Origin of the sequence: Solilutibacter tolerans, assembly GCF_900155935.1 — a bacterium.
Classification (GTDB): Bacteria; Pseudomonadota; Gammaproteobacteria; order Xanthomonadales; family Xanthomonadaceae; genus Solilutibacter; species Solilutibacter tolerans.
In genome coordinates this window covers 28,275-53,225 of the sequence record NZ_FTLW01000001.1, presented here as the reverse complement: position 1 = coordinate 53,225, position 24,951 = coordinate 28,275, and the positions used below count along the sequence as shown (strand labels likewise).

General features: G+C 58.4%; 20 protein-coding genes. 4 read left to right on the top strand and 16 right to left on the bottom strand.

The features are described 5' to 3' along the window. The first annotated feature begins 22 nt into the window (after positions 1-22). Positions 23-265: a hypothetical protein gene (locus BW989_RS00225; protein ID WP_076584514.1), complete on the top strand. Its 243-nt coding sequence runs from the start codon at positions 23-25 to the stop codon at positions 263-265. 53 nt (positions 266-318) lie between these two features. On the opposite strand, the gene BW989_RS00220 is transcribed toward BW989_RS00225, so the two are convergent. From BW989_RS00220 to dusA, 4 genes are all read right to left on the bottom strand, one after another. Then, on the bottom strand, positions 319-1,719 hold the full coding sequence (locus BW989_RS00220; RefSeq protein WP_076584513.1) for an ATP-binding protein: 1,401 nt from the start codon (positions 1,717-1,719) through the stop codon (positions 319-321). 50 nt (positions 1,720-1,769) lie between these two features. Next, the gene (locus tag BW989_RS00215) at positions 1,770-2,456 is read right to left on the bottom strand and encodes a response regulator transcription factor (protein WP_076584512.1); all 687 of its coding nucleotides are present in this window, start codon (positions 2,454-2,456) and stop codon (positions 1,770-1,772) included. A 42-nt stretch (positions 2,457-2,498) separates the two neighbouring features. After that, a complete protein-coding gene (locus BW989_RS00210) occupies positions 2,499-2,861 on the bottom strand; it encodes a PepSY domain-containing protein (RefSeq protein WP_242651187.1) in 363 nt (120 codons plus the stop codon). Between the two features lie 118 nt (positions 2,862-2,979). Next, positions 2,980-3,984, bottom strand: a complete 1,005-nt coding sequence (dusA, locus tag BW989_RS00205; RefSeq protein WP_076584511.1) for a tRNA dihydrouridine(20/20a) synthase DusA — start codon at positions 3,982-3,984, stop codon at positions 2,980-2,982. A 126-nt stretch (positions 3,985-4,110) separates the two neighbouring features. Between dusA and BW989_RS00200 the strand changes: the two genes are divergently transcribed. Further along, a complete protein-coding gene (locus BW989_RS00200; protein WP_076584510.1) occupies positions 4,111-5,247 on the top strand; it encodes a tyrosine-type recombinase/integrase in 1,137 nt (378 codons plus the stop codon). A 102-nt stretch (positions 5,248-5,349) separates the two neighbouring features. On the opposite strand, the gene BW989_RS00195 is transcribed toward BW989_RS00200, so the two are convergent. The 7 genes from BW989_RS00195 to BW989_RS00165 all read right to left on the bottom strand — a co-directional run bounded on the left by BW989_RS00195 (position 5,350) and on the right by BW989_RS00165 (position 15,457). Further along, complete coding sequence (locus tag BW989_RS00195; RefSeq protein ID WP_076584509.1) at positions 5,350-6,381, bottom strand: DEAD/DEAH box helicase family protein; 1,032 nt, start codon at positions 6,379-6,381, stop codon at positions 5,350-5,352. Next, complete coding sequence (locus BW989_RS00190; protein WP_076584508.1) at positions 6,366-7,934, bottom strand: ATP-dependent nuclease; 1,569 nt, start codon at positions 7,932-7,934, stop codon at positions 6,366-6,368. Before BW989_RS00190 ends, BW989_RS00195 begins: the two co-directional genes overlap by 16 nt. A 383-nt stretch (positions 7,935-8,317) precedes the next feature. Further along, a complete protein-coding gene (locus BW989_RS00185; protein ID WP_129582772.1) occupies positions 8,318-9,484 on the bottom strand; it encodes a Wadjet anti-phage system protein JetD domain-containing protein in 1,167 nt (388 codons plus the stop codon). Between the two features lie 28 nt (positions 9,485-9,512). Then, on the bottom strand, positions 9,513-12,929 hold the full coding sequence (locus BW989_RS00180) for an SbcC/MukB-like Walker B domain-containing protein (RefSeq protein WP_076584506.1): 3,417 nt from the start codon (positions 12,927-12,929) through the stop codon (positions 9,513-9,515). Next, positions 12,916-13,530 (bottom strand): DUF4194 domain-containing protein, encoded by a 615-nt coding sequence (locus BW989_RS00175; protein WP_076584505.1) that lies wholly within the window; start codon positions 13,528-13,530, stop codon positions 12,916-12,918. The genes BW989_RS00180 and BW989_RS00175 overlap by 14 nt, the downstream gene beginning before the upstream one ends. Continuing rightward, entirely contained in the window at positions 13,530-14,852 is a 1,323-nt protein-coding gene (locus tag BW989_RS00170; protein WP_207551596.1) for a Wadjet anti-phage system protein JetA family protein, read from the bottom strand. The genes BW989_RS00175 and BW989_RS00170 overlap by 1 nt, the downstream gene beginning before the upstream one ends. A 314-nt stretch (positions 14,853-15,166) precedes the next feature. Then, positions 15,167-15,457, bottom strand: coding sequence for a DUF7673 family protein (locus tag BW989_RS00165; protein ID WP_076584503.1), 291 nt, complete (start codon positions 15,455-15,457; stop codon positions 15,167-15,169). A gap of 350 nt (positions 15,458-15,807) precedes the next feature. Between BW989_RS00165 and BW989_RS00160 the strand changes: the two genes are divergently transcribed. After that, positions 15,808-16,083, top strand: coding sequence for a hypothetical protein (locus BW989_RS00160; RefSeq protein ID WP_076584502.1), 276 nt, complete (start codon positions 15,808-15,810; stop codon positions 16,081-16,083). 189 nt (positions 16,084-16,272) lie between these two features. Next, positions 16,273-17,196 (top strand): hypothetical protein, encoded by a 924-nt coding sequence (locus tag BW989_RS00155; protein ID WP_129582771.1) that lies wholly within the window; start codon positions 16,273-16,275, stop codon positions 17,194-17,196. A gap of 78 nt (positions 17,197-17,274) precedes the next feature. Here the strand turns inward: BW989_RS00155 and BW989_RS00150 are convergent, their stop codons facing one another. From BW989_RS00150 to BW989_RS00130, 5 genes are all read right to left on the bottom strand, one after another. Next, complete coding sequence (locus BW989_RS00150; RefSeq protein ID WP_076584500.1) at positions 17,275-17,907, bottom strand: hypothetical protein; 633 nt, start codon at positions 17,905-17,907, stop codon at positions 17,275-17,277. A gap of 79 nt (positions 17,908-17,986) precedes the next feature. Next, positions 17,987-19,174: a GIY-YIG nuclease family protein gene (locus tag BW989_RS00145; RefSeq protein ID WP_076584499.1), complete on the bottom strand. Its 1,188-nt coding sequence runs from the start codon at positions 19,172-19,174 to the stop codon at positions 17,987-17,989. Beyond that, a complete protein-coding gene (locus BW989_RS00140) occupies positions 19,167-21,248 on the bottom strand; it encodes a DEAD/DEAH box helicase (RefSeq protein ID WP_076584498.1) in 2,082 nt (693 codons plus the stop codon). Before BW989_RS00140 ends, BW989_RS00145 begins: the two co-directional genes overlap by 8 nt. Then, positions 21,245-24,022, bottom strand: a complete 2,778-nt coding sequence (locus BW989_RS00135) for a class I SAM-dependent DNA methyltransferase (RefSeq protein ID WP_076584497.1) — start codon at positions 24,020-24,022, stop codon at positions 21,245-21,247. Before BW989_RS00135 ends, BW989_RS00140 begins: the two co-directional genes overlap by 4 nt. A 162-nt stretch (positions 24,023-24,184) precedes the next feature. Continuing rightward, entirely contained in the window at positions 24,185-24,922 is a 738-nt protein-coding gene (locus tag BW989_RS00130) for a hypothetical protein (RefSeq protein ID WP_076584496.1), read from the bottom strand. Positions 24,923-24,951 lie beyond the last annotated feature (29 nt).

Sequence of the window (24,951 nt, the reverse complement as noted above, 5' to 3'; positions counted from 1 at the left end):
CTGCCATCCAAGGACGGCCCGCATGCGCAAGCGTTTATTGATCGCTTTGATCCTCGCCACCGCGAGTGGCAGCGCATTTGCGCAGGCATCCAGCATCGGCAGCGACCCGGGGGCTACCACCACCAGCGACGACGACAGCGCACCCGCGCCTAAGCGTCCCGTGCCTGCCACGACGTCAGAGACCCGCAAGGGCCCGGCCCGTAGCGACAACCAGCGTAACAACAACCCACGCTGGCACAGCTTCCTGCCGGGGATGTTCCGCTAAGCGGATTACGGCTGCGCCATCGGCTGGATGCCGATACGCAATTCGATGTTGAATCAGCGCGGCAACGGCAGCCGCACTTCGAAACGTGCGCCGCCCAGTTCCTCTGAACGATCCACACGCAGCTCACCGCCATAGGCGCGGGTGATGTCCTGCACGATCGACAAACCGATGCCGTGACCCTGCACGCGCTCGTCGCCGCGCACGCCTCGCTGCAATAGACCCGCCACCTTGTCCGACGGGATGCCGGGGCCATCATCGTCCACGGCCAGCATCAGACGCGCCCGACCGCCTTCCTTCGTCGCCGGCTCACGCAGGACCGTCAGCAACACGCGGGCCTTCGCCCACTTGAAGGCGTTTTCCAGCAAGTTGCCGAGCACTTCCTGCAGGTCGCCGGTTTCACCGAAGAAGCGCGCTTCGTCATCGACTTCGAATTCGCACAGCACGCCCTTGCTGGCGTAGATCTTCTCCAGGCCCAGCACGATCTGCTCGGCCTGCGGGAGGATCGGCACGGGCGTCGCGAACAGCTTGTGGCCACCCGACGCCGCGCGCGATAGCTGATAGGACACCAGGCTGTTCATGCGATGCAATTGGGTGTCAAGTTCTTCGCGCAATTCCGGCAGGGATGCTTCGCTATCGATACGTGCGCGCAGCACGGCCAGCGGCGTCTTCAAACTATGCGCAAGATCGGCCAGCGTATTGCGCTGACGCTCCAGGTTCTTGCGTTCGCTCTCGATCAGAGCGTTGATGCTTTCGGTCAGCGGCTCGAGCTCACGCGGGTGGTAGTCGCTCATTCGCGCGGCGCGGCCATCCTTGACTCGATCGAGCTCCGTCACCACCTGGCGCAAGGGCGACAAGCTCCAGCGCAACGCGACCAGCTGCAGCATCAACAAAATCGCCGCCGCGCTGCCGAGATACACCCAAAGCGCACGACGAAACACGTTGATTTGCGCGGCCAGCGGACGCGTGTCCTCCATCACGTAGATGGTGTACGGGATCTCGCCATCCTTGCCATCGGTCCAGATGAAGCTGCGCGCATAGCGATAGACCTGGCCTTCGCTGCCATCGATCTGGCGCATCGGCAACGGCCCTTCAAACGTGCTGCTGTTACGCGGCAAGGTAGTCGCCTCTGGCAACTCCGGCCCTTGTGCGGAGGTCGAATACCATGGACCGCTGGGCACGATCATCTCGGCATACAACCCGCTGCCGGGGCGATCCAGGCGCGGATCCGGCGAGCGGAAGGGCGGCACCAGATAGCCGTCGATATCGAACTCGTTGCCCGCCGCATACGCCAAGGCGAAGCTCTCCAGGCGCACCTTGAGATTGCTTTCGGCAGTGTCGATGAAGGCGCGGTCCAGCGCGACGCCAACCAGGGCCAGGAACGCGACCAATCCCAGTCCCGCCGCTACCAGCTGGCGGGTGGCGATCGAACGGGGGCGCCAGAACAGGTTAGCCATCGAAGCGGTTCACGGTGGCCGAATCTGCGACCACCGTCATCAGGGCAGGCTCAGGCCTCGTTGTTGCGCGGGATGGCAAAGCGATAACCGCGGCCGCGCACGGTCTCGATCGGCTTCAGGCTGCCATCCGGGTCCAGCTTGCGACGCAGGCGGCCGATGAAGACTTCCAGCACGTTGGAATCGCGATCGAAATCCTGCTGGTAGATGTGCTCGGTGAGGTCGGCCTTCGAAACCAATTCGCCGGCATGCATCATCAAATATTCCAGCACCTTGTACTCGTAACTGGTGAGGTCAACGTTCTGACCGTGCACGGTCACCGTCTGCGCGGCAAGATCCAGCACCACCGGACCGCATTCCAGCGACGGCTTGCTCCAACCGGCGGCGCGGCGCACCAGCGCGTTGATGCGCGCGAGGAGCTCTTCGACGTGGAACGGCTTGACCAGGTAATCATCGGCACCCTGCTTCAAGCCATCGACCTTGTCTTGCCAGCTCGAGCGCGCGGTCAGGATCAGGATCGGGAACTGCTTGCCTTCCTCGCGCAGGGCCTTGATCAGCTCCATGCCGCTCATCTTCGGCAGACCCAGATCGATGATGCCGATGTCAAACGGCACTTCCTTGCCCATGTACAGGCCTTCTTCACCGTCTTGCGCGGCATCCACCGCATAGCCTTCGCGCTTCAGGCGCGCCGCCAGGGTTTCGCGCAGCGGGGCTTCATCTTCGACCAGCAAGATTCGCATGAGTATCTCCAGAATTCGGGAAGGCCTTAACAGGGCCGAGGGTCACAGCTTGGGCTTGCCCTTGTCATCATCGCGTGTAGACCTGAATGCAGGCTCAGCCTGGCCAGGCCTGCCGCGACCAGGGTCATCGACAATGATACGGATGCGGCCGCCCGGCTCCAGCACCTTGACGCGATGGATCTCCCGCCCTTGAAAGCGCATGCTCTCCACATTCAAGACTTGGCCACCCGTCTGGCGTTCGACCCGGCGCACCGCGTCCGGCATGCCCTGCTTGGCCGGCGGCGCAAAGGCAGCCGTACGGGTCGGCATGCGCGGCTCGGCAGCCTGTAACGGCAATCCTTGGGCAACGCCCACCGCAGGCAGCAATGACAGCACAAGGATCGATGTGGCCAAGGCAAGGCGCACGGCAGGACTCCAGCACACAGGGAAAGACGGCCAAGGCCGCTGGGGTAGCCAGTGTCGGGGGCAGCCTTTGAACTCGGCCTTAACTGGTTAAGGAAACGTTAGTGGGTAACACACGGGTTCACCGGGCGTTGCCCAGCTGAGCCTCTACGGCCGACTGCGCGGCCATGGCCTCCTCGATCAACCCCCAGCCTGCGCCCGGCAGGTGCGCTCGCTCGCTCAGTACCTGGCGAAACGGGCGTCCTCCCGGCTCCCCGTGCCAGAGCCCGAGCAAATGCCGGGTGATGTGCTTGAGCGCAACTCCATCGGCCAGCTTGGCTTCAACGTAAGGGCGGAAGCGTCGCAAGAGGTCGGCGCGTGGCAGCTCCGCGCGCGCCGCCCACTGGCTGTCGAGCCGGTGCAACAGGTACGGGTCGTGGTAGGCGGCACGCCCCAGCATCACCCCATCCAGCCGGCCGCGCTGACCTTCTGCAGTATCGATGTCGCGGATGCCGCCATTGAGCTCGATCCGCAGATCCGGTCGCTCATCTTTCAGGCGATACGCCCAGTCGTAACGCAGCGGCGGAACCTCGCGGTTTTCCTTGGGCGACAGGCCCTTCAGCCACGCATTGCGTGCATGAATGACGAAGTGGCCGCAGCCAACATCGGCAATCTGGTCGATGAAGCTTCGGAACTGGCCGTAATCATCATCGTCATCCACGCCCAAGCGGCATTTCACCGTCACCGGCACCTTGCCCGCCGCGCCGACCATCGCGCCCACGCAATCTGCGACCAAGGCAGGCTCACGCATCAGACAGGCACCGAAGCGCCCCGCCTGCACACGGTCGGAAGGGCAGCCGCAGTTGAAGTTGACCTCATCGAAACCGTGATCGACCGCGATCCGGGTAGCCTCGGCCAAATGCGCTGGATCGCTGCCACCCAGTTGCAAGGCCACCGGGTGCTCGACCGGATTCATCGCCAACAGCTGCGCGCGGTCGCCATGGATCACCGCATTCGCGTGCACCATCTCGGTGTACAGGCGCGCGTCCGGCGCGAGGATGCGATGGAAGACCCGGCAATGCGTGTCAGTCCAATCCATCATCGGGGCGACGGACAGCACAAAATCGCTCGATGTCACTGATTTCATGGTGTTTATTACTGATTTTTCAGCTGCTTGCGGGTGATTCATTGCCAACGTATTTCCGGGAGTTTTCGGGGGTTCTCGAACCCCGAGTGCTACACTAGGTGCTACACAAATGCCTATGTAGCACTCATGGGAACCATCACCTCAAGACGAAGCAAGTCTGGCGCCATGCGGCATACGGCGCAAATCCGGCTCAAGCGAGACGGTCAGATAACGCACACCGAATCGCAGACATTCGGCTCGGCTGCGGCAGCAAAGGAATGGCTTCGCCGCCGCGAAGCGGAACTCGATGGCCAGCGCTCTCGCGGTGAGGCAGTCGGAAAGCGCATGACCGTCGGCGAGATGGTCGCCTGGTACGAAAGCAGGGAACGCAAAGATGAGCCCTGGGGACGAACCAAGCGAGCCGATCTCGCGCGACTGAAGCTAGGCATTTTGGCAGACAAGCGCGCAGATCGCCTGACTGCTGCGGATTTCATCGCTTACATCGATGGTCGCCGCGATCAAGGCGCAGGGCCTTCTACCGCAGGAAACGACATCATTTGGCTACGGCAAGTCTTCAAAGCAATCACGATCAACCTGCGTGTCCCTGCCCCACTGCCACAGCTCGAGGAGGCCTCTGCATATCTTTGGCAGGAAGGCACCGTCGGAAAACCCAAGAAGCGCGAACGCAGACTCAAGCTTCCGCATGGGGACTTCAAAGGTGAGGAAGTCATCATTCTTGAATATATGGATGATCGGCGCGGCCCGATCCCGATGGGTGAGATCACTCGATTCGCCATTGCCACTGCACGCCGAGATGACGAGATCACCCGATTGCTCTGGGCAGACATCGATCGGGCAAATCGCACGGCACTTCTAAGGGACGTCAAACACCCCCGAAAGAAGAAGGGCAACAACAAGACCTTCCGAATGACCGAAGAAGCTTGGGCGATCATTGATCGCACCCCGGTCACGCTGATACATCACGCGGATGGAACTATTACCGAAGACCCACGGATCTTCCCTTACAACTCGAAATCCATCAGTTCGGCTTTCACTCGCGGCATGAAGGTCCTCGGGATTAAGGACTTGCATCTTCATGACTTGCGCCATGAAGCAACGTCCCGCCTATTCGAACGCGGCTACGACATTCATGAGGTCGCTCAGTTCACGTTGCACGAATCGTGGGCAACCTTAAAGCGTTACACACACCTCTCACCGGCTCATGTCCCAGAGCGCCCCGCCACTGTCAGACAGCTCAGAGGGCTGCTTAATGACAGAGATTAAGTAGTGATCTTGAAACCGCCATGCGAGGCACTCTCTAAGGCCCGTTTTCAGCCATGAGCTGCTTGATCGCCCTGCCTTCTCACTTGTGCGGGGCAACATTAGTCATGAACACTTGTAAGCCTTCAGTAGGGATTCTGGGACGAACGTCAGGTTGCCTCTTGCGCGAGAACAGGCGACGTACAGCCTGTTTCGCGTCCCCGGGTTGATTTCCCGGAAGCTACCTGCTTTCCAGGCTTTCACATTGCCGAGATTTAGCACCACGCACACATCCTCGTAGTGGTCCATGCCCTTGGATGCGCCCCAGTTCTGGGAGAAGCAGTCGTACTTCTGATTCTCTTTGTAGAACAGTTTGACGGTTCCGGAATCCCGGTAGATGGCTGCAACCGCTGCCGGGTCATCCTCGAAGCGCACGATACTCGTCCGCTCGTCATGCGCCTGGATGTCTATGCCGATCTTCTCGGTGATGAAGTCGCAAACGCTTTTGCTACAACGGCGGCTGAGCTTGAGGCTATCGGTGTCGACTTTCAGCTGGGCCTGCTCGAACCTCCTCTTGTAGGTATCGTAGTTCTCATGCAAGTTGGCATTGACGTTGCCGTCGCGGCTCGTGTCGAAGGTGTGCTGGTGGAAGTCGCCTACGAAGCTCACGTTCACCTGGGCGGCGCTGATAGCCAATAGGAAGTTGAAGTCATGCCCACCGAAATCCTGGACCTCGTCGACGAAGAAGACGTCAAAGTACTTTTCGATGCGGGCCACCACCGCACCGACCAGGCCGGACTGCTCAATGAACTTGGCGAGACGGTTCGCATAGAGCCAGCGGCCGGGCGACATGTAGCGCCGGTCATCGGTCAAGGGGTAAGCCGGAAACCGGCCGGGCGTGTTGAAGGTGATGCCGCGCGTATCCTTCTTAGAGCGTAGGAACGGCCGATAGCAAAAGCTGTGCAAAAAACTGAAGTAGGTGTAGATCGCGATGTTGGGGGGCAGATAGCCGAAACGCTCGATGACCTTGATACGCAGGTTGTGATAGTTGGCCTCGGTATACGTGATCAACAGGAAGCGCCGCGCCTCGTCCAGCGCATTCACCAAGCGGGTGGTCTTACCCGATCCGGCGACCGCAAAGACTACGCTTTTATCCATGCCACAGCCTGCTGGATATAGCCTGGCGCTACCAGAGCGTCGCCCTTTTTGTCCAGCAGCTGGAACGCGGCATCGGTCTTGTTCTTAAGCATGTAATCTTCGACGCTCAGGGTCTTACGGCCCGCCGCGAACAGCTCATCGCAGGTCGCTTGGTTGTCTTGGTACATGCAGGCCTCAAAGGTATGGCGGGCGTTATCGGGATCCGCAAAGACTTGGATGGATGCCGAGACGTAGTCCGAGTAGTTCGCGACGCAGTTGGCTGCATGGTCCTTGTCGTTGTCGCGGATCGCAGCCACCTTGATACCCAGCAGCTTGGCGAGTTCGAAGTAACGCTTGAAGCTGGTGCCATCGACCGAGATCACATGGATGCCATCGGCATCCAAGCTGAAACCGGGTGCGCTAATCCTGTAGAGCGCGTCCATCAGAATGAACTCCGCGTCGCCTTCGACCAAGATTGCCTTCTTACACAACGCTAACTCCAAGACGTTGTTGTCGGGCGCCTTCATGAAGAATTCGGCGGTTCCCAAGCTGAGATCCCTTAGGCTGGCCGGTCGCGACGGGTCCTCCTCGCTCAAGATCAAGACCTTCCGGAGGTTCAGCCGCGTGGCGATGAAGCTGCTATGCGTGGCGACAAAGAGTTGCTTCTTGACAGAGGCGCGGATGCGCTCGATTAACTTGCGCATATGCACCTGGCTGAGATGGTTCTCCGGCTCCTCCAGCAGCAGCACATGAAGTGCATGCTCTCGGTTACGCAGCGCGAACTCGGTCTTGATGAAGCACTGGCGACCCTTTCCCTTGCTGTCCACCGGGATGTCGTCTTCGGTAATTATGATGTCGGTCTCGACGCTGGCCTTCGGGCTGGTCCGGACGTCGAACTTATATGCTTCGAGTCCGTCATTCATCGTCTTGAAGACTTCATCCTTGAACTTCGCCTTCGCTTTCCGGTATTCGAAGCCGTGCAGGTTGCGCTGGGCAATGCTCGCATGCGCGGCATACATAGAGCGTGTGTACTCGCGCGTGGCATGCTCGTTGTTGATCAGTGAGCTGTCGATCAGCAGGTGCCGCAGCGGCTTCTTGTATGGAGAGACAGCCTCGTCCGTGAAGGTCAGGAAATGCACGCCGTAGTACTCGAAGGGGAAGATCTTGTGCTTCTCCGCGAGGATTGCCTGGATCTGCTTCGAGTACTCGTCCACTGGCTGACACACCATCTTGATGCCAAGGTGGTCGGCATCCTTACTGTTGTTGCGTCCATCCAAGTCATGGCGGTCCGACAGGCCATCGAAATAGACTTCGATCAGCAACTTGGGAAGGTCGCCAATATCCTTTGCGCCGCCGAGAAACTCGGCAATGCAGTCAGCATTGAACAACGCCTCTATCCCAATGCTTTCGACCTTGCTGCGACTAGCACTCAGCACGATGTCCATCGCCTGCAACACCGAACTCTTGCCGGCTTCGTTGCCGCCAACCAGGATGTTCAGTTCTGAATCGAACTCCAGCTCCAGCGACCTAAATCGCTTGAAATTCTGGAGCACCAACCGGCGAATTGTACCCACGTTATTTCCCTATTTATCAAATATACGAATCGACAATGCATGCATTGTCGACGTAATCTTCGGCTAGCGAATCGCACTCGATGCAAATCAGAAATCACTTCTCCCGTGCGCAGTTCAGCGTACCAATAACCTTGGCAAGAATGAGAAAGCACAAAATAGAGGGCGATCAGAGCCAAGATAGCCAAGGCACCCCAGCCTTACACTCGCTGGCCATTGCCACGACCGCCACTGAGGACGGTCCATAACCAAATCCCTCCGTACCTTGGCGGTGACATCGGCAATCGCGTGCATAGCATGCAAACCGCGATACATGCTCGAATTTTCGCTTTCGATCGTGAGCTGTAGTGATTGGCAATTGCGCATAGACAGAGCCGACAATCGTGTTACTGGGACTCTGGAAGCTTTAGCTCAATTTGCTCTTGCTCCAGAGCAAGCGATGGCAGCTCACCAAGCTCACTCCAACCTACCCGTACCGCTGCCGCTCTCATAGCATCCCCTATTGACTCAGAGACAGCATTCCCTCTGCCACATTTCGTTACGTCCATAAGCCATGGCTGCAGCGAAACTCCCTCTGGCAGTGCGACTTCCTGCAACCTTGCCGCAATCCTGAAGCCGCCAACATCTATATCACCCCAGTGATAGAACACCGCTGTCGTCGGCAACGATCCGGTTAGGCTGCGGAAACCCGTGACCCAAGCAGGTGATGGCATGCCGCCAGTGAATACCACCAACCCATCTTCCCGGCATTTCAACGCCTCGGCTGCCAGATGAAACGTCGTAAGGTTTTCAATGCTCAGTACCCATGAGGGTGTAGCTTCGAGGCCGCGCACACTTCGTGGCGCGACACCAACGTAGGGGTGAACGATTGTGCAGTCCGGACCCTCATGCATCAGGATCTTTCCCGTACCTGCAATCAGCAACGGCATTGGCTGCTTGACTAGGCCGAGAGTCCTGAGGACTTCCCACTTTCCCCTTGGCCGGCTTGATAGCCCTTCCCCTGATAGAACATCAAGCTGAGGCAATAGCTTCTCAATCCGTTTCGTGTCCGAGAAAAGTCTTCCACTGAGCACGCGGATGACTTGATCCTCACCTGGCATGGCTACAACCGCGTCGAGCACTCGAAGTGCATCGCGCCATGAACGCCATGAGTCAGGAGCGAGGCCACGCACCCGACGCAGCCTTTCCCACGCCTTCAAGACCTCAATAAGACGCGGATATGCATCCGTCCACGCCTCTAAATTTTTCTGGGCGACCTGCAGCTGGGTTGCGTTGGTGGCGATACCAAGCAAGCTCGCCAGCAATTCCACATCGTCTACTCGCACCCACTCAAGCGGACGATCATCGCCTCCTTGATCGCCCCAGCCAGCAGTCACGGCACCGTATTTGACGGCATCACGGATCTGTCCATGTCCGCGCATTCGTTCTTCGAAGTTCTGCTGCCAGTAAATCGAATTGGTCGGTTTGAGATTCGACTTCTGGGGTACCGATGATGATCCGGAGACACTTTTTCTCTCGCCACGCCCAAGTTGTTCTCGCAGCACAGCGTCCACCCAGCCACACAGAACCGGACGCCGCGTATCAACCACTAGAACGCTCCGAAACCTCAACCAATGCTTCCTCCATCAGTTCCGGGTGCACCGCAAGGATGTCACTAGCCAAAAGTTCCCGCGCAGCCGGTTTGATCTCGTTACGGAACAGTTGGATCCGTTTGGATCCGAATCGCGCCATGTCCCAGTACACGTCCAAGAAGGAAGACATCTTGGCCTGATCAGATTCGGGACCGGCGATGATCATCTGCAGGCCGAGTGCGTTCAGGTATTCGGCAGTCGCCCGTACGTTCTGAGCATCCATCTTCTCGAATGCCTCATCCAGCATAATCAAGCCGCCGCAGCCTGGCGTACCGGCAGGCTTGCCGAACGCTGCCGCCAGCGAGGCACCGAAGATGACGTAAAGCGGTGTGCGATGCTCGCCGCCAGAACCTGGCCCAAAGCGTTTACTCAGCTTGCCCTTCAAGTCGCCGTCAGCATAGATGTCGACGTCGTAACTGAAGAAAAGGCGATGATCGTTGAGCGGGCTGTTCTCTAGCTGTAGTGGCGAGCCCTTGCCGTCACCTTCTACCAGTAAACGGAATTCTTCAGGAATGGGACCGGAGCCCCCAAACAGCGTCGATTCACTCTCGCCCATCTCGCGCACGCGCTGAAGGAACTCATAGAGCTTTCGGTGCTGGTCGACCTTGGTCGCCCTGAACTGATAACGCTCGCCGTTAGTGAACTCCGGAGCCTTGTTCAAAATTCGATTCAGACCCTTGATCTGCTCCTCAATCGCATCGAATCCATTGAGCAAAGTGTGCGCCACGTCCGAGCGGAAAACCTCGACCGCTGCGGTATATGCGCGGTTGGCTTCGTCTTGCTTCTCGACCAGCTCCAGTTCGGACATGCGCTTGATCTCGCTTTGGACCATGGCCAATGCCTGCTGCCAGTCCTCATCGCGAATCTCGTGGTTCTCCAGCTGGTAGTTGGCAAGGTATGTGGTCATCAAACCCCAGGCCTTGGTATTGGCACTGTTGCCTAGGCTTGTGCTGTTCTCGCGCAGTCTGGAGCACTCCATGATCGCGGCAGACACATCGTCGCCCGTTTTAGTTTCCACAACCTCACGGAGCGTTTCGGCCGCATTGAGATCACAAAGCGAGTTTTGGCGTGCCAAAACCTCTTCGTCTCGCGCGCTGGCCTGCTCATCGGTGAGCTGTTTCAGCTTTTCTCGCATACCCTTCAGAGCCGACACAGCCTTATCCACGTTTGAGGCAGCTTCTGTTTTCGCTTTGTCCTTCGCGGCGTGCTGCTCAGCCGCCGCACTTGCCGCGAGCTGTAACGCAGCGAGACTACCGGCCTCACCCGCATCAATGATCATTTCCGTTTGTGTAATCGCGGCTTGCTGGTTCACGATCTGGCCGATCAACGACTGCAAGCGCACCTGGATCGTATCGCTATCGCCAGCTGATGCTAGCGCCTGACTGATCGTCGACACATGCTCCACACGTCGATTGAGCGCGTCGTAAAGCTCATCCGCCTTACGCAAGGCTTCGCGTGCCGCGCGCACGTGATCCTCGTTACTGACGCCACCGATTCGAAGGCCCGTTTTAGTCATAAGCCGGAGGCGGTCGACGCCGCCACCCGAACTAACCATGCCATCGCGCGACAAAGCTTTGTTCCCGACACGTAGTTGTTCGCTGTCTTCGACCAGCGCCACCTTTCCTAACTCGCCCTGAAGAAAGCGGATGGCACCGTTGTCGTCACCCGTGATCAGCTGAGCCGCATATTTCCCACTGCCCGGGGCCTGCCATGAGCGTCCACGAGAGATCAGGGCCAGCTTAGAACCGTAGATATCATTCCGGGCGCGCCGGAATACATCGATCGCCGCGGTCTCATCCGCCGTGTCATGCACCAGAAGGGCATCAACGTTTCGCCCAAGATAGGCCTCAATCGCTGGCTGCCACTCGACGTCCTTGACCTCCACAAGGTCACATACCGGCGTCGTTTGGATACCGGCACCCTCAAGCAACGACTGCAGCCTTGAAACTTCAGAACGCAGCGGCGGCCTGCCAGCGTTGACGCGGCCTAAGTCTGCCTTGGCCGCCGTCAATGAGTGGTTAGCTGCCGCAAGTTGCTGAGCAAGATCCATGCGAACACTATCGACTGCCCTGTGTAGCGTGCTTACGGCGTTGGCCAGCACCAGCGTGTCCTCTGGCTGGATGTCAGCTTCTCGGCCCAGCAACTCACTCAGTGCGGATACATGCTCCAAGGCATGTGCACCGTCACCCTGCAGCCTGGCGAGATCCTTGTTGCCGACCACTCGGCGCACAGCAGTGCCAAGCCGGCCCAGGTCATCCCTTATCGTTGATCGAAGTGAAGCGAGCCCATCGCGTCCTTTGTCTAATTCGGACTGGCTGCTTAAATGGCGCAGGTAATCCGGATCCTGCTTCAAGGCGACTTCGGCCGATACAAGACGTTTGTGGGCCGCGCCGACATCGCTCTCAGCCTTGCTAAGGGCCGACCTGAATCCCGCTTCTTGCTGGATCAGATGTTCAATGGTCTCTTCGGTTTCGGCGATCTCTTCGCCGAGTCGATCAGCATTGAAGACAGCCTTGAGGTAAGTGTAGTTCGCCGCCTTGACGAAGTGCTGTTGGACAGTTCGGTACTGCTTTTCGACTGCTTCTGCCTGAGAAAGACGCTCGGCCAGCTCCTGGATGGTGCGCTTTATCTCTCGAAACTGATCGAGTCGAGCGCGGAACTGGTTGACGTTGGTCGGGCGTGCCTCAATCAGGTGGTTGCGCAAGGTCTCGTTGAGATCGTCGACGTCTCGGTTGAGCTTGAGCGACCGGGCGAAAGCAGTTCGTATAGCGCGATAATTGGGGGACTCGCCACTGCTTGCTAACTGCGCGCCGAACAGCTGACGCGAGAACTCCTCTCCGTTGATGGTGAACACCGGCGTCGTTCCGACCGCTCTGCACAAGTCGGCCAGCTTGGGCTGCAGGGTACGCCATGGGAGCACCATCTCCTGTCCGTTCTTGGCCTCGACCATCTGATCAGTGCGAAGTGACACGCCAGGCAGGATGTAGAGGCTATGGAAGAGGTGCTCCTGGCTGTCGACCGATGCGGAGAGCGCAGCGCCGGCGGTCACGGGCGTGCCTGTGTCCGGGTCGCGGAACACAAGGTTGATATAGGTGTTAGCCGAATCTCGACACACGTCGCTTGGACGCTGGCCGTGTACGCCAAGGCAATAGTCGCGCAAGCTTCGCGCTCTGCGCTTGCCTTCGCTCGATGCGTTGAAATGGATGCGATTCCGGTCGGCGCCCAACAACACGATCTGCAAAGCATCAAGTAGGGCCGTCTTGCCTGTGCCGTTGGGGCCGAGGAAAGCGGTATTTCGTCCAACATCAAGATCCTGTCGGGCATACAGGAAGTACTGGACGAGGCCAATTGACTCAAGTTGTTTCATCGTCGACTTCCAGTTCTTCATCCACTTCGGGATCGACCCCATAAGCCGCCAACTGCAACAAGGCTGTCTGGCCAAGAATGTCGGTGATTGCAGGGCGGATCACGATCTGGAACGGCTGATCATCGGCCGCGTCGATTTCTCGAGCCATGCCGTTACGCCTGAGTGATCGCAACAACTCGCGCATCTCTCCACGGTCCGGTAGTTGCCTGCCGAGCAGCTCTTTGTAGAGCTGCTCCAGCTCCTCAAGGGTGACGAAGGCTTCTCCGTCCACGATATCGACCGCATTGATACGATCGTCGTAGACCCTGCGTAGTAACAACGCCAGCCGCGTTTCCTCCAGTCGCATGCGCCCACCGAAGGCATGACGCGGAATGGCGACCACATAGCCGTGATGCGGATTGTGGGTAATCGTCATACCGAACTGCTCGAACACCTCCCGAAAAGTACTCAGGTGATGCGTCAACAATTCGTATGGCAAACGCCCGCCACGGTCGCCCGCGTAGATCACCTGCTCCATCATCAAGCGGTAAGCCGCCTGCTGGTAATCCTGCTCTTCGTAGTGCCCGCTACTTTGTGCCGCCAATCGTTCCCAGTTGGCCATCACGCTTCCTCGCGCTCGACGACGAAGCGTCGATGAGTCATGTAATCGTTATTGGTCATGCTGTCATCATCGAACCGCACTCGAATCCCACGCAGCATTTGGATGAGTGGGTCATGACGTCGCTGCGTCAGCGGCGCATCGTCGCGGGATGCAATCAACAGTAGCCGCTGGTAGCAGCACAGATCGTTGATCGATGTGACGGACAAGGTGTCGGAGCTCATTCTCTGCTTGCCATCCAGCATCCGAACGACGTAGTTCGCCAGCTGCACGGGCGTGACCTTGCGATTTTCGATCATGCGTCGACGTAGCCACTCCATGGCCAACTCCTCGTCGGTCAGTTCCACCTCTTCGACCGCCGTGGCGACCTGCTCTCTTGCTTGTTTGCGGGGCTTGGCCAGCGCTGATGGCGACCAGTGCACGCCACCGGCATCGCCAGGAAGCGCCGGGTGCTCTTCCTCCATATCTGTCAGTGCGATGCACGCACGACTGATCAGCTTGTCGAGATGCTTCGGGGCGCGCAGCTTGTATTCGATCAAAGCGAGAGCACGCTGGTTGGCTACTTTGATCTCCTCATCCAGCCTCGCGAGGTGATCCTCAATATTGTTCAGCCGTAACAGTTGATTGGTATCACGTCGATATGCGTTCTCGCCGCGCTCCCGATCCCCCTTGCCGATATGTTCTGTGTACCAGCTGACGAGACGCTCGCGCGAAGCGTCGTCGTCCTGCAACGCATAGGTCTTCTCGATGATTTGGCCGCGATACTGGAGAGGGTGGTTGCGCGTGCGTAGCTCGCTGTAGTCCGCAATGTAGACGCGCTCAACGAAGTCGGTAAAGAAGCCATGGACGAAATCGCGGGCGGACTCCAATTCGACCAAGCTGTCCATCAGGTCCTGTACGCGACAGCCGGTGTTGACGATGTGCGCCATGCATTGCCGGGCCTGCTTGGCGGCCGTCTGGTAGGCGCTGCAGGCGCTCGGGTCGGTGCTGTCTTCAGTCACCGAGCGCAGATTCAACAATATCGAACGCACCTGACCGCCGATGTACTCCGGCTCCTGTCGCGCGAAGTCGTTGAGCATCGTGAAAAGCATGCTAATCCGTGGCTTCACGGTGACCATGTCGACCAGTCCTCGGCGGCGCACCGAGAGCCAGCCCGCATCGGCCAAGGCGTTGAAGACCATATGGCTGAGCACATTAAGGGGGGTCTGCAACTCGCCGTCCCACGGGTCATCCGCGATCAGGCAGGACTCAATAACCTGGGTGACGACCTTCTTGGGCACCTCCTCACCTGGGGCGCGGCCGTCTTCGCCCCAGAGGGTCGCCATGACCCGTGAGAGAACGTCCCAATAGTGCCGACTGTTGGCCACACCCAACGGCCGAAAGATCCCGTCTGGAAGACGGTCGAATAGTGGCGCGACTGGTTCCTGGATCATTTAGTCCGACTGGTAGGCCTCCGTGCCCCTACGAGCATATAACGAACGCCCCGCTCCCGGCTTTTTCACTGTCCCGAATGGACACGAACTAAGTCAGACCGTCCCGTTTCCGGCGTCCCGCGCGGACATGACCGCCGTCCGGTGAGAACTGGGGTCATTGGCGATGATCCGTTCTGCCCGATCGTCCATACCGGACGACTGCTGCCTTAGTACTTGTTCACCAAGTGTGGTCGCCACTCGGCGACGAGCCGCTCGAATTCCCGGCCGTAGCCAAGCGTGTCCGGATAGGTCTGGTGACTGGCGATGAAGATCAGGACTGTCACCACGTCCACACGAATGTCTCCATCCAGCCCCCACATGTCGGTCGGGTCGAACTTGCCACAGCTCTCGGCGTTCCACCATGAGAGCAAGAAATCGGTGACGCGCCGACTTTGCCCACTGTCATACCCAGCCACGGCAAGCAGGCGCTCCAACGCTGCCTTCGTCTTCTCATTCATTGGGGAACTCCACCTGCCGTCTGGAGCTTCAGGCTAGCCAAGAACATCGACGTCAAAGTACGGATTCGAGCAGTAAAAACGGCCTGAATCCGGATAACTGCATATCGACGCTAAAGCGTGGCAGCCGGCCTGACTTCTGGACGAAACGCTCAGCAGTTATCGAATTCCCCTCCCATCTTCGGTTACATGGCCGCGCGTATCGGCAAATCCGCGTGTGAGGTTGGCGCCGCGTTCCGTTTCATTCACCGCCCTGTCGCGGTTTCTACGCGCAAATTCCCCGACAACTTTGCTGCACGCCGTTGAGTGGTCTTTGGTTCATGCGATGCCTCGTCGCAAACCAAAGGACGCACATGAATCACAGTGAAGACGACTTGTGCCAGGGAACACAAGCCATCGTCGCAGCCTTGGCGTGGAAGCTGTCCAGCGGCTGGCCCACGAGCAGCCGCGACCTGGCGCTCGCTGGACGCATCTGGGCTCGACTGGAGACCGTGTCCATGACGGCTGAGGAGCGGTCAGCGCGCTACCTTGAGAAACTGGTGGACGCCTACGAGCGCACCGGTGACGCCGCCGTCCATCGCGCAGTCCTGGCCCGCCTGATACTTCATGCCTCCGGACTCTCGTCTTAGTAATGGCATCCGCCTTGTCGACGTCCATCAGCCACGTTGTGTGTTGCCGAGACCCGCCCCTAGTGTGGTTACATCTGGGCATTCCATTGGCATTATCCTATTTTCGGATATCCTATTTTCACGAATAGTTGCCGAACAAGAAGCCTCGACACCGAGGCCTGATGACGTTCTCGACACGGAGAAGCGCTTGTGAAGACACCATTGCTACTATTGATTGCGATGTGCTCGGTGGCATCGAATGCCTGGGCTTCTGAAGCGACCCGTTATGTGATCGAGGGTCCCTACAGCGAACGAGAAGCAAAGTCTGCGATCAAGAGGCTTAGCAGCGATCCCGTCGATCAAGCGGATAATCGCAGGTTCCTTTCAGTCGCTCATGACGTCAAGCTTCAAGCGCGTTGCAAAGCCGAAGGCTGGTTCAAGGCCGGTCCTTCTGGGCTCCTCAAACCCAAGCAGGAGTCAACTGATCTTGCGTCGCTTCGCATCGCCAGCGGGCTTTACGAGGCACGGCTAAAGCTCACTGACAAGTCGACGGGGCAGTCCTACTACCTGCTCCCTGCCAAGGAACGCGATGGTGACATCGCCCCACAAAGCAATGCAGCGACACAGACCAGGAACCATCGGCTTTATGTGGGCGTTGATCCCGGCTCTGGAAAGGTGCTCGGGAGGGAAATCCTCGTTTACGACAGGAGGTACCAGTTGTTGACGGGCGACTGGGGACCATGGCAAACAGATATGTGGGCAGGCGGATGCAACTTCGACCCGAAGCTCACAACGGGAACCCTTCTCGTTAGTTCGCTCTCCGAGAGGGAGTTCGACATCGCTCGCCAAAGCGCAATGGTTACCAACGCACGTCAGAGGAATGACGCAATGGCGGCCGAAGCCGATCGGACCCGACCGCAAAAGTCCCAGATTGGGACATCGATCTGTAAGACGCAGAGCGACGTGCTCCTTGAGGGATTCACCGAAGCGCGGAGCCCGGATAGCAACAAAATCCAAATCAGGATCTGGCGTGCGTCCTTTCCAGAGAATGGAAGACCGTCGCGCGTATCGCCTCCCGGATTCAAAGAGCAGATCATTTGGGACGATCCGGACAACTGGAAATTGTGCCAATAGCGTTGATATTTTGCTCATAAACGACCAGCACGCGCCTGTTGACACAGGTGGGCCATGCCAGCATTGGTTTCACGCCCCTCAGTGCAGTTGCAATGGTGAGCGCGGCATCAATTGCCAGCACGGTATCCCGGGCACGATCCCGAACGGGTTTGGCAAGGGATAGACCGCTTCCAGCATGCGCCCGCGTCCGGCATGATCCGCGACTGTCGCCTGCCAATCCAAGCGTTGCGCGTCATACAGCTTCAGGGCGTGCTGACGAAACGCAATTGAAATACCCTGCAACCGTTCTGCGGGATCGGCGATGCATGCCGTTTGCATCCTGATGATGGATGAGAGTGTCGAGTACGCCTTGTACATGCCGACGTGACAGACGAGACGATCTCCTGGGGGCATCTTCCGCGCCTGACGAATGGCTTCATCCAGGTCGCGCGTAGGCGATAACCTACGACGCTGCATTAGCTTATGCATCGATACTTGATAGTTTCCTACCTTCGCATCGATAGCGTGGAAGATCGGCGCTGCAAGACGGCCGACCGCTTCCCAGTCGCCATGCGCCCAAATTAAACCGTCGTGGATTGCCACCTCAAGCTCACGCCGCCTCTGTGAGCATTCCAGCGCTTCCCACGCCAACAGAACCGAATCGACGCAACGCATGGGGACACTGTGCTCAAGTGCTGCAAGGTTTTCGGGCGGCCGGTGGATGTCCGACATGATGAAACTCCTGGTTAGCACCCGGATTGGGTACACCTGGGGTTTCTCACATATCTGAAGGAGGCAAAGTTGCGAGGCGTTACTCTGGCTGCTTTCGAAGCGTAGCCGTCGTCGGGTCATAGCTCATCGATGTGATTGAGCCGTCCCGAATGCGGTTCACCGCCTCATCGATCACGTGCAACGGAACGAGAAACCATTCACGCGGCTTGACCGGCTTACCAAAACGATCCTCGATGGTTAAGTTGAGCTGGGCAGGCGCGAAAATCTTGTGGAACAGATTCTCCAGCTTCGTTCGATTGATGTGGGCCAATTTGTAGGTCGCCACGATGTCGACGCCAGCAAGCAGATAGGTTGCGTCATCCTTCGCGCCAGCGATGCGGGTCTCAACTTTTCCGCCTGTGACACCGATCTTGTGAATCAGTTCGCGATGCTCAGAAACGTAAGGATGATCGGACTGGCTGCGCAACACGTAAATCGTGCCGCTTTCGATGTCCTCCGGCTCGATGGTGTCGCCAAAGAGTGGGCCATTGTCCGGATCAGTGATACGCCTGCCTGTCTCATCTTTGTAAAGCGCACGCTGTAGCGAACGCTCCAAGAGATTGCTTTCGGTTCCATTGGAGAAAATCACGAGAAGACGCGCATTGGATTCCCCATTAGGAGTACGTGCCGCCTTTCCTACCTCCGCCACATAGGCAATCTGACCATCCAGAATAAAGAAGTTTCCCTGTTCAACGCTGGCATCACGTCCGAAGCGAAGCGTCTTGCGCTGCCCAGATTGAATGTCTCGCTCAACCTGCTCGAACAGTGGCTGGAAGTTGTCAAAGTCTTCGCAGCGAGCACGGTTGGCGATCTCTTCCGCAGTCTGGCGATCCGCATAGGACGAAACATGCCGCAGCTGGGTAATGTCTTCATCATCAGCAGGTGCATCGACCCCTAATTCGGCCAGCAGATCCTCGTCATCCAGAGAATCAACTGCAACCACCGCGGCGACAGGCCCGCTCAGCAGGCCGGAAGCATCCAACGAAGCTAACAATTCACGAGCCTCGGGCATCCCGCGCAAGCGATCAAGGCGAACGGCGTAGAGCCGCTCGAAGATGTCGCGATCCTCACCGTGTTGCGGTACCCGACCATTCGTTTCCACGAACCGCAGGATGTCCTCAAAGCCCGCAATCAAGCGCTCTTCGAGCTTGGTATGCGCGCCGGCCTTTGTGGGCGCAGCTTCTACGCCTAATGCATCCAGCAGGTCGTCATCTTCCATGTCAGCCATGGGCAGAAGCCTCGCGTGCCTTCTCGTCGGCGCGGAATCGGGCCAGTGCAGCCACGCCCTCGGCCATGCGCTTCTCCCACGCATCCGGCGAGTTAATGTCGGGCAGGCGACCCTTCTCGGTCTTGAATGCAAGTGCACGTCGCGCCAGTTCACGCGCATCCTCAATCGGGATGCTCACGCGCTTGGCCGATATACTGGCCTGCACTTGGCGGAGGATCTTCTCGTCCATGGCCTTGGCGAGCACGGAATAGGCGGCATCGAACGGATTGATCCGATCGATCAGATCGATGTCCAAATCGCGGACATTGATGAATTTGCGCACGCCATCGATGAGTGCCGTGTTGGTGTACTCGCCCTTCTCCTCGGCTACCCTCAATGCCTGGCTGGCCTGTTGGGTGAGATTGAGAGCGGCGATGGCATGTTGGCGGATGGCTTCCTGGTCGGCCTCGCTTAATTCAGGGTATCGATCGCGCACGATCTTTCCCATTTGCACTTGAGTTAGTTCCTCGGGCAGCGTTTGGTCGTTGAATAGCCCTTGTTCCAAGGCCGACTTGTCCTGAACGAAGGCCGTAATGACCTCGTTCAAGTCTTCCTTGCAGATGCGCCTGGCTTCTTGCGCTTCCGGCATGGCCAGGCCACCGATCTCCACGTGGACTTGCCCTGTGGCGACATTGACACCGAGATTGTTGCCACCCTCGACATAGCCGCCTTCGTACTCGAAGCCATCAAGCTTGCCCTGGTTCTTGGGCGTGAATTCGAAGCGCGGGGCCAACACCTGCTCCATCAGCAGGCTCGCGGCAATGGCTTTCAAAGTGTCGTTAACCGCGGCCACCACTTCCGCCTCACCCGCTGCGGGTTCTGCGATCAGGTTGGTGAATCGGGATCGCTCCTTGCCTGGGGCGTCGCGAGTGGCGCGACCGATGATTTGGACGATCTCGGTCAGGCTGCTGCGGTAGCCGATGGTCAGCGCGTGTTCGCACCAGATCCAGTCAAACCCTTCCTTGGCCATGCCCAACGCGATGATGATGTCGACGTGGTCGCGATTGTTCTTCTGGGCCGGGTCTTTCAGCGCGTTCAGCACCTTGGCGCGCTTGGTCGCGTCACTGTCGTCGACCAGGTCCGCCACCTTCAACACAGAACCATCAGCCCGTTCGACCAAGTGGAAACCCGTGGCGGGGTCAACACCCTTCCAGGTGCCCAACGACTCCATGATCTCCTCGACTTCCTTGTACTTGTCCTGCAGGCTCTCGCGCGAGTTGACGTTGGGGATATGGACGATGGTTTTCAGCGCCGGGTCCAGCACCTTGGTTATAGCGTCCAGGTACTGGCCCGTGTAGAAGAAGTAGCCGATTTCCAGCGATTTCAGGTAGGTGTAGCCGTTCAACTGCTCGTAATAGGTGTAGGTCACCGTCTCGAAGCGGTTCTCGTCCTGTGGGGACAGCACCGCTACCGTGTCACCACGGAAGTACGAGCCGGTCATGGCCACCAGGTGCACGGAGCCTGCCGCGATCAGCTGGGTGAGTTGGCTGCCCAACACGTTGTCCGGGTTGCTGCTCACATGGTGGAACTCGTCCACTGCCACTAGTCGATCGTTGAAGGCGGCAATGCCGTACTCTTCCACGGCAAATCGGAAGGTGGCGTGCGTACAGACCAGCACCTTGTCTTCGCATTCAAGGAAGCGGCCCACTGCCCGTACCTTGCTCTTGTCTGCCTTGACCTCGTCGTCGCCTGGGGCGTTGCACAGGTTCCACTGTGGCTGGACCTGCCAGTCCGCCCAGAAACCGTGCTCGGACAGCGCCTCGTCGGCGAAGCTGCCACCGATGGACTTCTCGGGCACCACGATGATGGCTTGCTTGAGGCCCTGGTTGTGGAGCTTGTCCAGCGCAATGAACATCAGCGCGCGCGATTTGCCCGACGCTGGTGGCGACTTGATCAGCAGGTACTGCTCGCCGCGCTTGGTGTAGGCGCGCTCCTGCATGGGACGCATGCCCAGTGCATTGACCTTGCTCGACGCGCCCGTGCGGGCAGTGGCAATCGAGACGGACGGGACTGCCTTTGTGCCTTCCGATGTCATTTCCGCATCCCCTTCTTCGGCTTGGCCTGGCCCGCCGTCATCTTGGTGTACAGGTCGAACAGCTTTTCCAGCCGCTCCGTGTCGTTTTTGAACTTGCGGCCGATGTAGATGCGTTCCAGCGTCTCATCGTTCCTTTCGTGGGCGCGGCGCAAGTCGTCCGGCATCGTGTCCGGGTCATAGAGGTCGGCGATGGTGGCCGGGAAATGGGCCTCGCGGGCCAGCAGGATTTCGTTGGCGCAATCGGTTAGATCTGTCTTGTTCTGCTCGGTTAAGGTGGGCAAAGGGAAGGTGTTCCAACCAAGAGTGTTTGAATAGGAAAAATCGGTTCGCATACGGACACATACCGTTCCAATCCAAACCCAATGCAGGCGTGATGCCACGATTGCCAAGTTCCAGATGGGGGCGTCGTAAAGCGCGAAATTCCGGTCGCCCACAATCGTCCCCCCTTCCACTAGACCCACGGGAAGGAAATCACGATTCTCGGAGCTTACGCGCGGAACCACAATCGTGTAGGTGCTATCGAGGTGCCTTATCTCTCCAAATCGATGGGGCCACCCCGCCGCTTCTTTTGTTTGGGCCTTGCTACTTGCGGCGCGCATTGCTGTCACATTGGCCATCCGATCTGAAATAAATTTGGCTGCCTTTGCGCGCCCTGCATTTTGATCCGAAATCCAGAGACAATACCGAAGTTTCCCGTTTATCAGTTCCTCGGAGCCCATATATGGTCTGACAAACTCATCGTAGGCACTCTCATTTTGGACGCGAAACTGTGTTGCTTCATACCCATCAAGTAAAAGGCCGCCACCATCGATGGCACTGTCTCCTCGGTCCATAGGGGACACTTCAGTTAGGGGATATGCGGATTTTTGGAGTTCAATGCCCTGCCCGGCGACTAGATAGGAATTGATGTGATCGACGACTTTGACCGACACCTCACCGTTATTTGCAATTGAGAATATCTGTCGAATTGAACTTTGCTGATTTGAAATGCCGACGATGACCACCGTAACGCCGGCCTTTTTGCTGGCGAGGTTGGCCCATTTGAAAGACGTGTGAGCAAATGCAATATGGTGACCGGTGGCAAAAATCAGCGGCCATAGTATTGGCACTTGCTGGCCCTGACAGATACTGTTTGTGGACACAAAAGATGCCCCAGCATTTGTTTTCGTACCATAGTCCGCCGCCTTTATGAACCACCCGGCAACGTAATCAAGTGACTTCCAGCTTTTTGTGCGATGAGCGAAGATTGCTTGTAAGTCGGCCTTCTGTTCCTCGTCCTGCCATGTCGAGCCGAGATAGGGCGGGTTGCCACAGATGTACGTCTCTCCACCCTCGTTCTCGAAGTCGATTTCAGATTGGTCTAGTGGCGTGTTGAAAAGGTCATCGCCCATCAGCTTTACACCTGTGCCCGTTGGCGGGCAGATCGCCAGCCAATCCAAACGCAGCGCATTCCCACAAGTGATCCAGTTCTGACTGTCCAACGGCAGAACGAGCTTCAAAGCTTCCTTCTGTCCGCGATACAGCACATCGCACTGGAACTCCGCGATGATCAGCGCCAGGCGCGCAATCTCCGCCGGGAAGTCGCGCAGCTCGATCCCGCGAAAGTTGTTGATCGGGATTTCCGACGGTTGATTCTCTTCGCCGCGAAGCCGGTTGATCTGGGCCTCGATCTCGCGCATCTGCTTGTAGGCGATGACCAGAAAATTTCCACTGCCGCATGCCGGATCGAACACGCGGATGCGTGCCATGCGCTTGCGCAGGTTCAGCAGTTTGATCTTGTTGTCGCCCGCCGCTTCCAGGTGCGCCCGCAGGTCGTCCAGGAACAGTGGGTTCAGCACCTTCAGGATGTTCGGCACGCTGGTGTAGTGCATGCCCAGGGCGCCGCGCTCCTCGTCGTCGGCCACCGCCTGGATCATCGAGCCGAAGATGTCGGGGTTGATCTCCCTCCAGTTCAATTGCCCGGCCTGGTACAGATAGGACCGGGCCGTGCGGGTGAACTTCGGCACCTCGGTGTTGCCGGAGAACAACCCGCCGTTGACGTAAGGGAACTCGGCGGCCCAGCGCGGAATACCCGCGGCGGCCCGATCCGCCGTCTTGGTGTTCATGGCACGGAAGATGGTTTCCAGCACCTCGTGGACGTTGCCGCCATCGCGCTCGGTCATCGTGTCCACGGTGGAGGTGAACAGGCTGGCGCCGGGGAAGATGTCGGTGTCCTCGGCGAAGAAGCAGAAGATCAGGCGGGCCATGAAGTGGTTCATGTCCGGCCGGCGCTTCTCGGTGGCCCAGGTGGGATTCTCGCGCAGCAATTCGACGTACAGCTTGTTCAGGCGACCCGTCGCCCGAACGTCGATGGGGTTGTCCTTGATCTCCTTGATCGTGGAGATGCCCGCCAGCGGCAGGAAGAAGCCGAAGTGATCGGGGAACTGGGGGAACTCGCAGGCGATGGCTTCGCCCGTAGCCAGTTCTTCGGCTTCCAGGGTCATGCCGTCTGTGGCCAGAACAAACTTGGCCTTAGCTTGGCCCGTCTTGGCGCTGGCCTTCAAGGCGGTGAGGGTCAGTCCCACCTGGCCGGGCTCGGCTACGGCGATATGGATGTGGTTGCGCTGCAGTACGCCGCCCGGCACATCGGAGGCGTTGCTGTCGCCCTTGCGTAGGCGCTGGATGGTCGTCGCCTTGTTGCCGAACGCGGTCAGGAACTGGAACGGGAATTCGGCGGCTTCGAACGCCTTTTCGGCTAACTCGGACAGTGCCTGTTCAATCTCAACTGCATTCATCAACGAGCCTGGAAGTGACGGTTTGGCCCTTGAAGGCAGAACATCCCGGTGGCTGCCCCGCTCGGCGAATCGCCGCTGTGCGCATCGGGCTGCCCTAGTCAGTCCTCGGAAAATCAAGGGCTTACGCCCCGGGCGAAATGCCCGGGGCTAGCTCGAATGATTCTAGGCGCTATCGCCGCAGACCGCGAGAATCGCCTCATTGATTGCCGGACGCATCATGAGTGTCTGAGGCACCACCTCGCGGGAGCCATCGGGCGCCTGAAGGTATTGAAAGCACACACGCGTTCGGCCCGGCTGAAGGTCGGCCAGCAATTGATCCGACACAACAGCAACAAACGCATCGGTGCAATTCGCCACCAAGATGATTATTGAATGCAGACCATCCTTCGTTGGACTCGGCAGAACCGTCAATCCCACAAGGAGCGCATTATCAACATGAATCCCCTCGTTCCACGTGTCTGCCAAACGCAGGAAGTCTGGATCGATTGCCGCGAGGCGTCGCTCGTGCGGCTTTCCTGCATGGATTCGAACCTCCCCGCCGATCGCTTCGATGGCATGGACCGCTGCATTGACGGCTAACCAGTTCGAGTCGCCTTCCAATGGCTCCAGTGCTTGCTCCCTTCGAAACGCAGCAAAGTAGCGGTCGTGGACGCGGTGTGCCCCAGTGGCCAAGGATTCAGCCAATACCAACGGATGCTGATTCACTGGTCCGTCGACTTGCAGGTCAATGTGGATCGCATTGTCTTCAAATCGAGCCCAGTCACTGAACCGTATGCCCTCAGGCATGACGCGTTCGAGCGCTGCAAGTAGCCGATCAACGCGTGCTTGCAGAACACGTTCAATACGAACTGAGTCAGGATCTTGCAGTAACCCGTGCGCCGATATCGTCATAAAGCTCATGGAAATCTCCTTCTAGAAGTTTTTGCCGC

Excerpts from the sequence above, each read along its gene's own strand:
- BW989_RS00160 (WP_076584502.1), top strand. The coding sequence starts at position 15,808 with ATGAATCACAGTGAAGACGACTTGTGCCAGGGAACACAAGCCATCGTC.
- BW989_RS00165 (WP_076584503.1), bottom strand. The coding sequence starts at position 15,457 with ATGAATGAGAAGACGAAGGCAGCGTTGGAGCGCCTGCTTGCCGTGGCT.
- BW989_RS00140 (WP_076584498.1), bottom strand. The coding sequence starts at position 21,248 with ATGACATCGGAAGGCACAAAGGCAGTCCCGTCCGTCTCGATTGCCACT.
- BW989_RS00175 (WP_076584505.1), bottom strand. The coding sequence starts at position 13,530 with ATGGCCAACTGGGAACGATTGGCGGCACAAAGTAGCGGGCACTACGAA.
- BW989_RS00145 (WP_076584499.1), bottom strand. The coding sequence starts at position 19,174 with ATGGCTGACATGGAAGATGACGACCTGCTGGATGCATTAGGCGTAGAA.
- BW989_RS00215 (WP_076584512.1), bottom strand. The coding sequence starts at position 2,456 with ATGCGAATCTTGCTGGTCGAAGATGAAGCCCCGCTGCGCGAAACCCTG.
- BW989_RS00220 (WP_076584513.1), bottom strand. The coding sequence starts at position 1,719 with ATGGCTAACCTGTTCTGGCGCCCCCGTTCGATCGCCACCCGCCAGCTG.
- BW989_RS00130 (WP_076584496.1), bottom strand. The coding sequence starts at position 24,922 with ATGAGCTTTATGACGATATCGGCGCACGGGTTACTGCAAGATCCTGAC.
- dusA (WP_076584511.1), bottom strand. The coding sequence starts at position 3,984 with ATGAAATCAGTGACATCGAGCGATTTTGTGCTGTCCGTCGCCCCGATG.
- BW989_RS00135 (WP_076584497.1), bottom strand. The coding sequence starts at position 24,022 with ATGAATGCAGTTGAGATTGAACAGGCACTGTCCGAGTTAGCCGAAAAG.
- BW989_RS00150 (WP_076584500.1), bottom strand. The coding sequence starts at position 17,907 with ATGTCGGACATCCACCGGCCGCCCGAAAACCTTGCAGCACTTGAGCAC.
- BW989_RS00170 (WP_207551596.1), bottom strand. The coding sequence starts at position 14,852 with ATGGCGACCCTCTGGGGCGAAGACGGCCGCGCCCCAGGTGAGGAGGTG.
- BW989_RS00200 (WP_076584510.1), top strand. The coding sequence starts at position 4,111 with ATGGGAACCATCACCTCAAGACGAAGCAAGTCTGGCGCCATGCGGCAT.
- BW989_RS00225 (WP_076584514.1), top strand. The coding sequence starts at position 23 with ATGCGCAAGCGTTTATTGATCGCTTTGATCCTCGCCACCGCGAGTGGC.
- BW989_RS00195 (WP_076584509.1), bottom strand. The coding sequence starts at position 6,381 with ATGGATAAAAGCGTAGTCTTTGCGGTCGCCGGATCGGGTAAGACCACC.
- BW989_RS00180 (WP_076584506.1), bottom strand. The coding sequence starts at position 12,929 with ATGAAACAACTTGAGTCAATTGGCCTCGTCCAGTACTTCCTGTATGCC.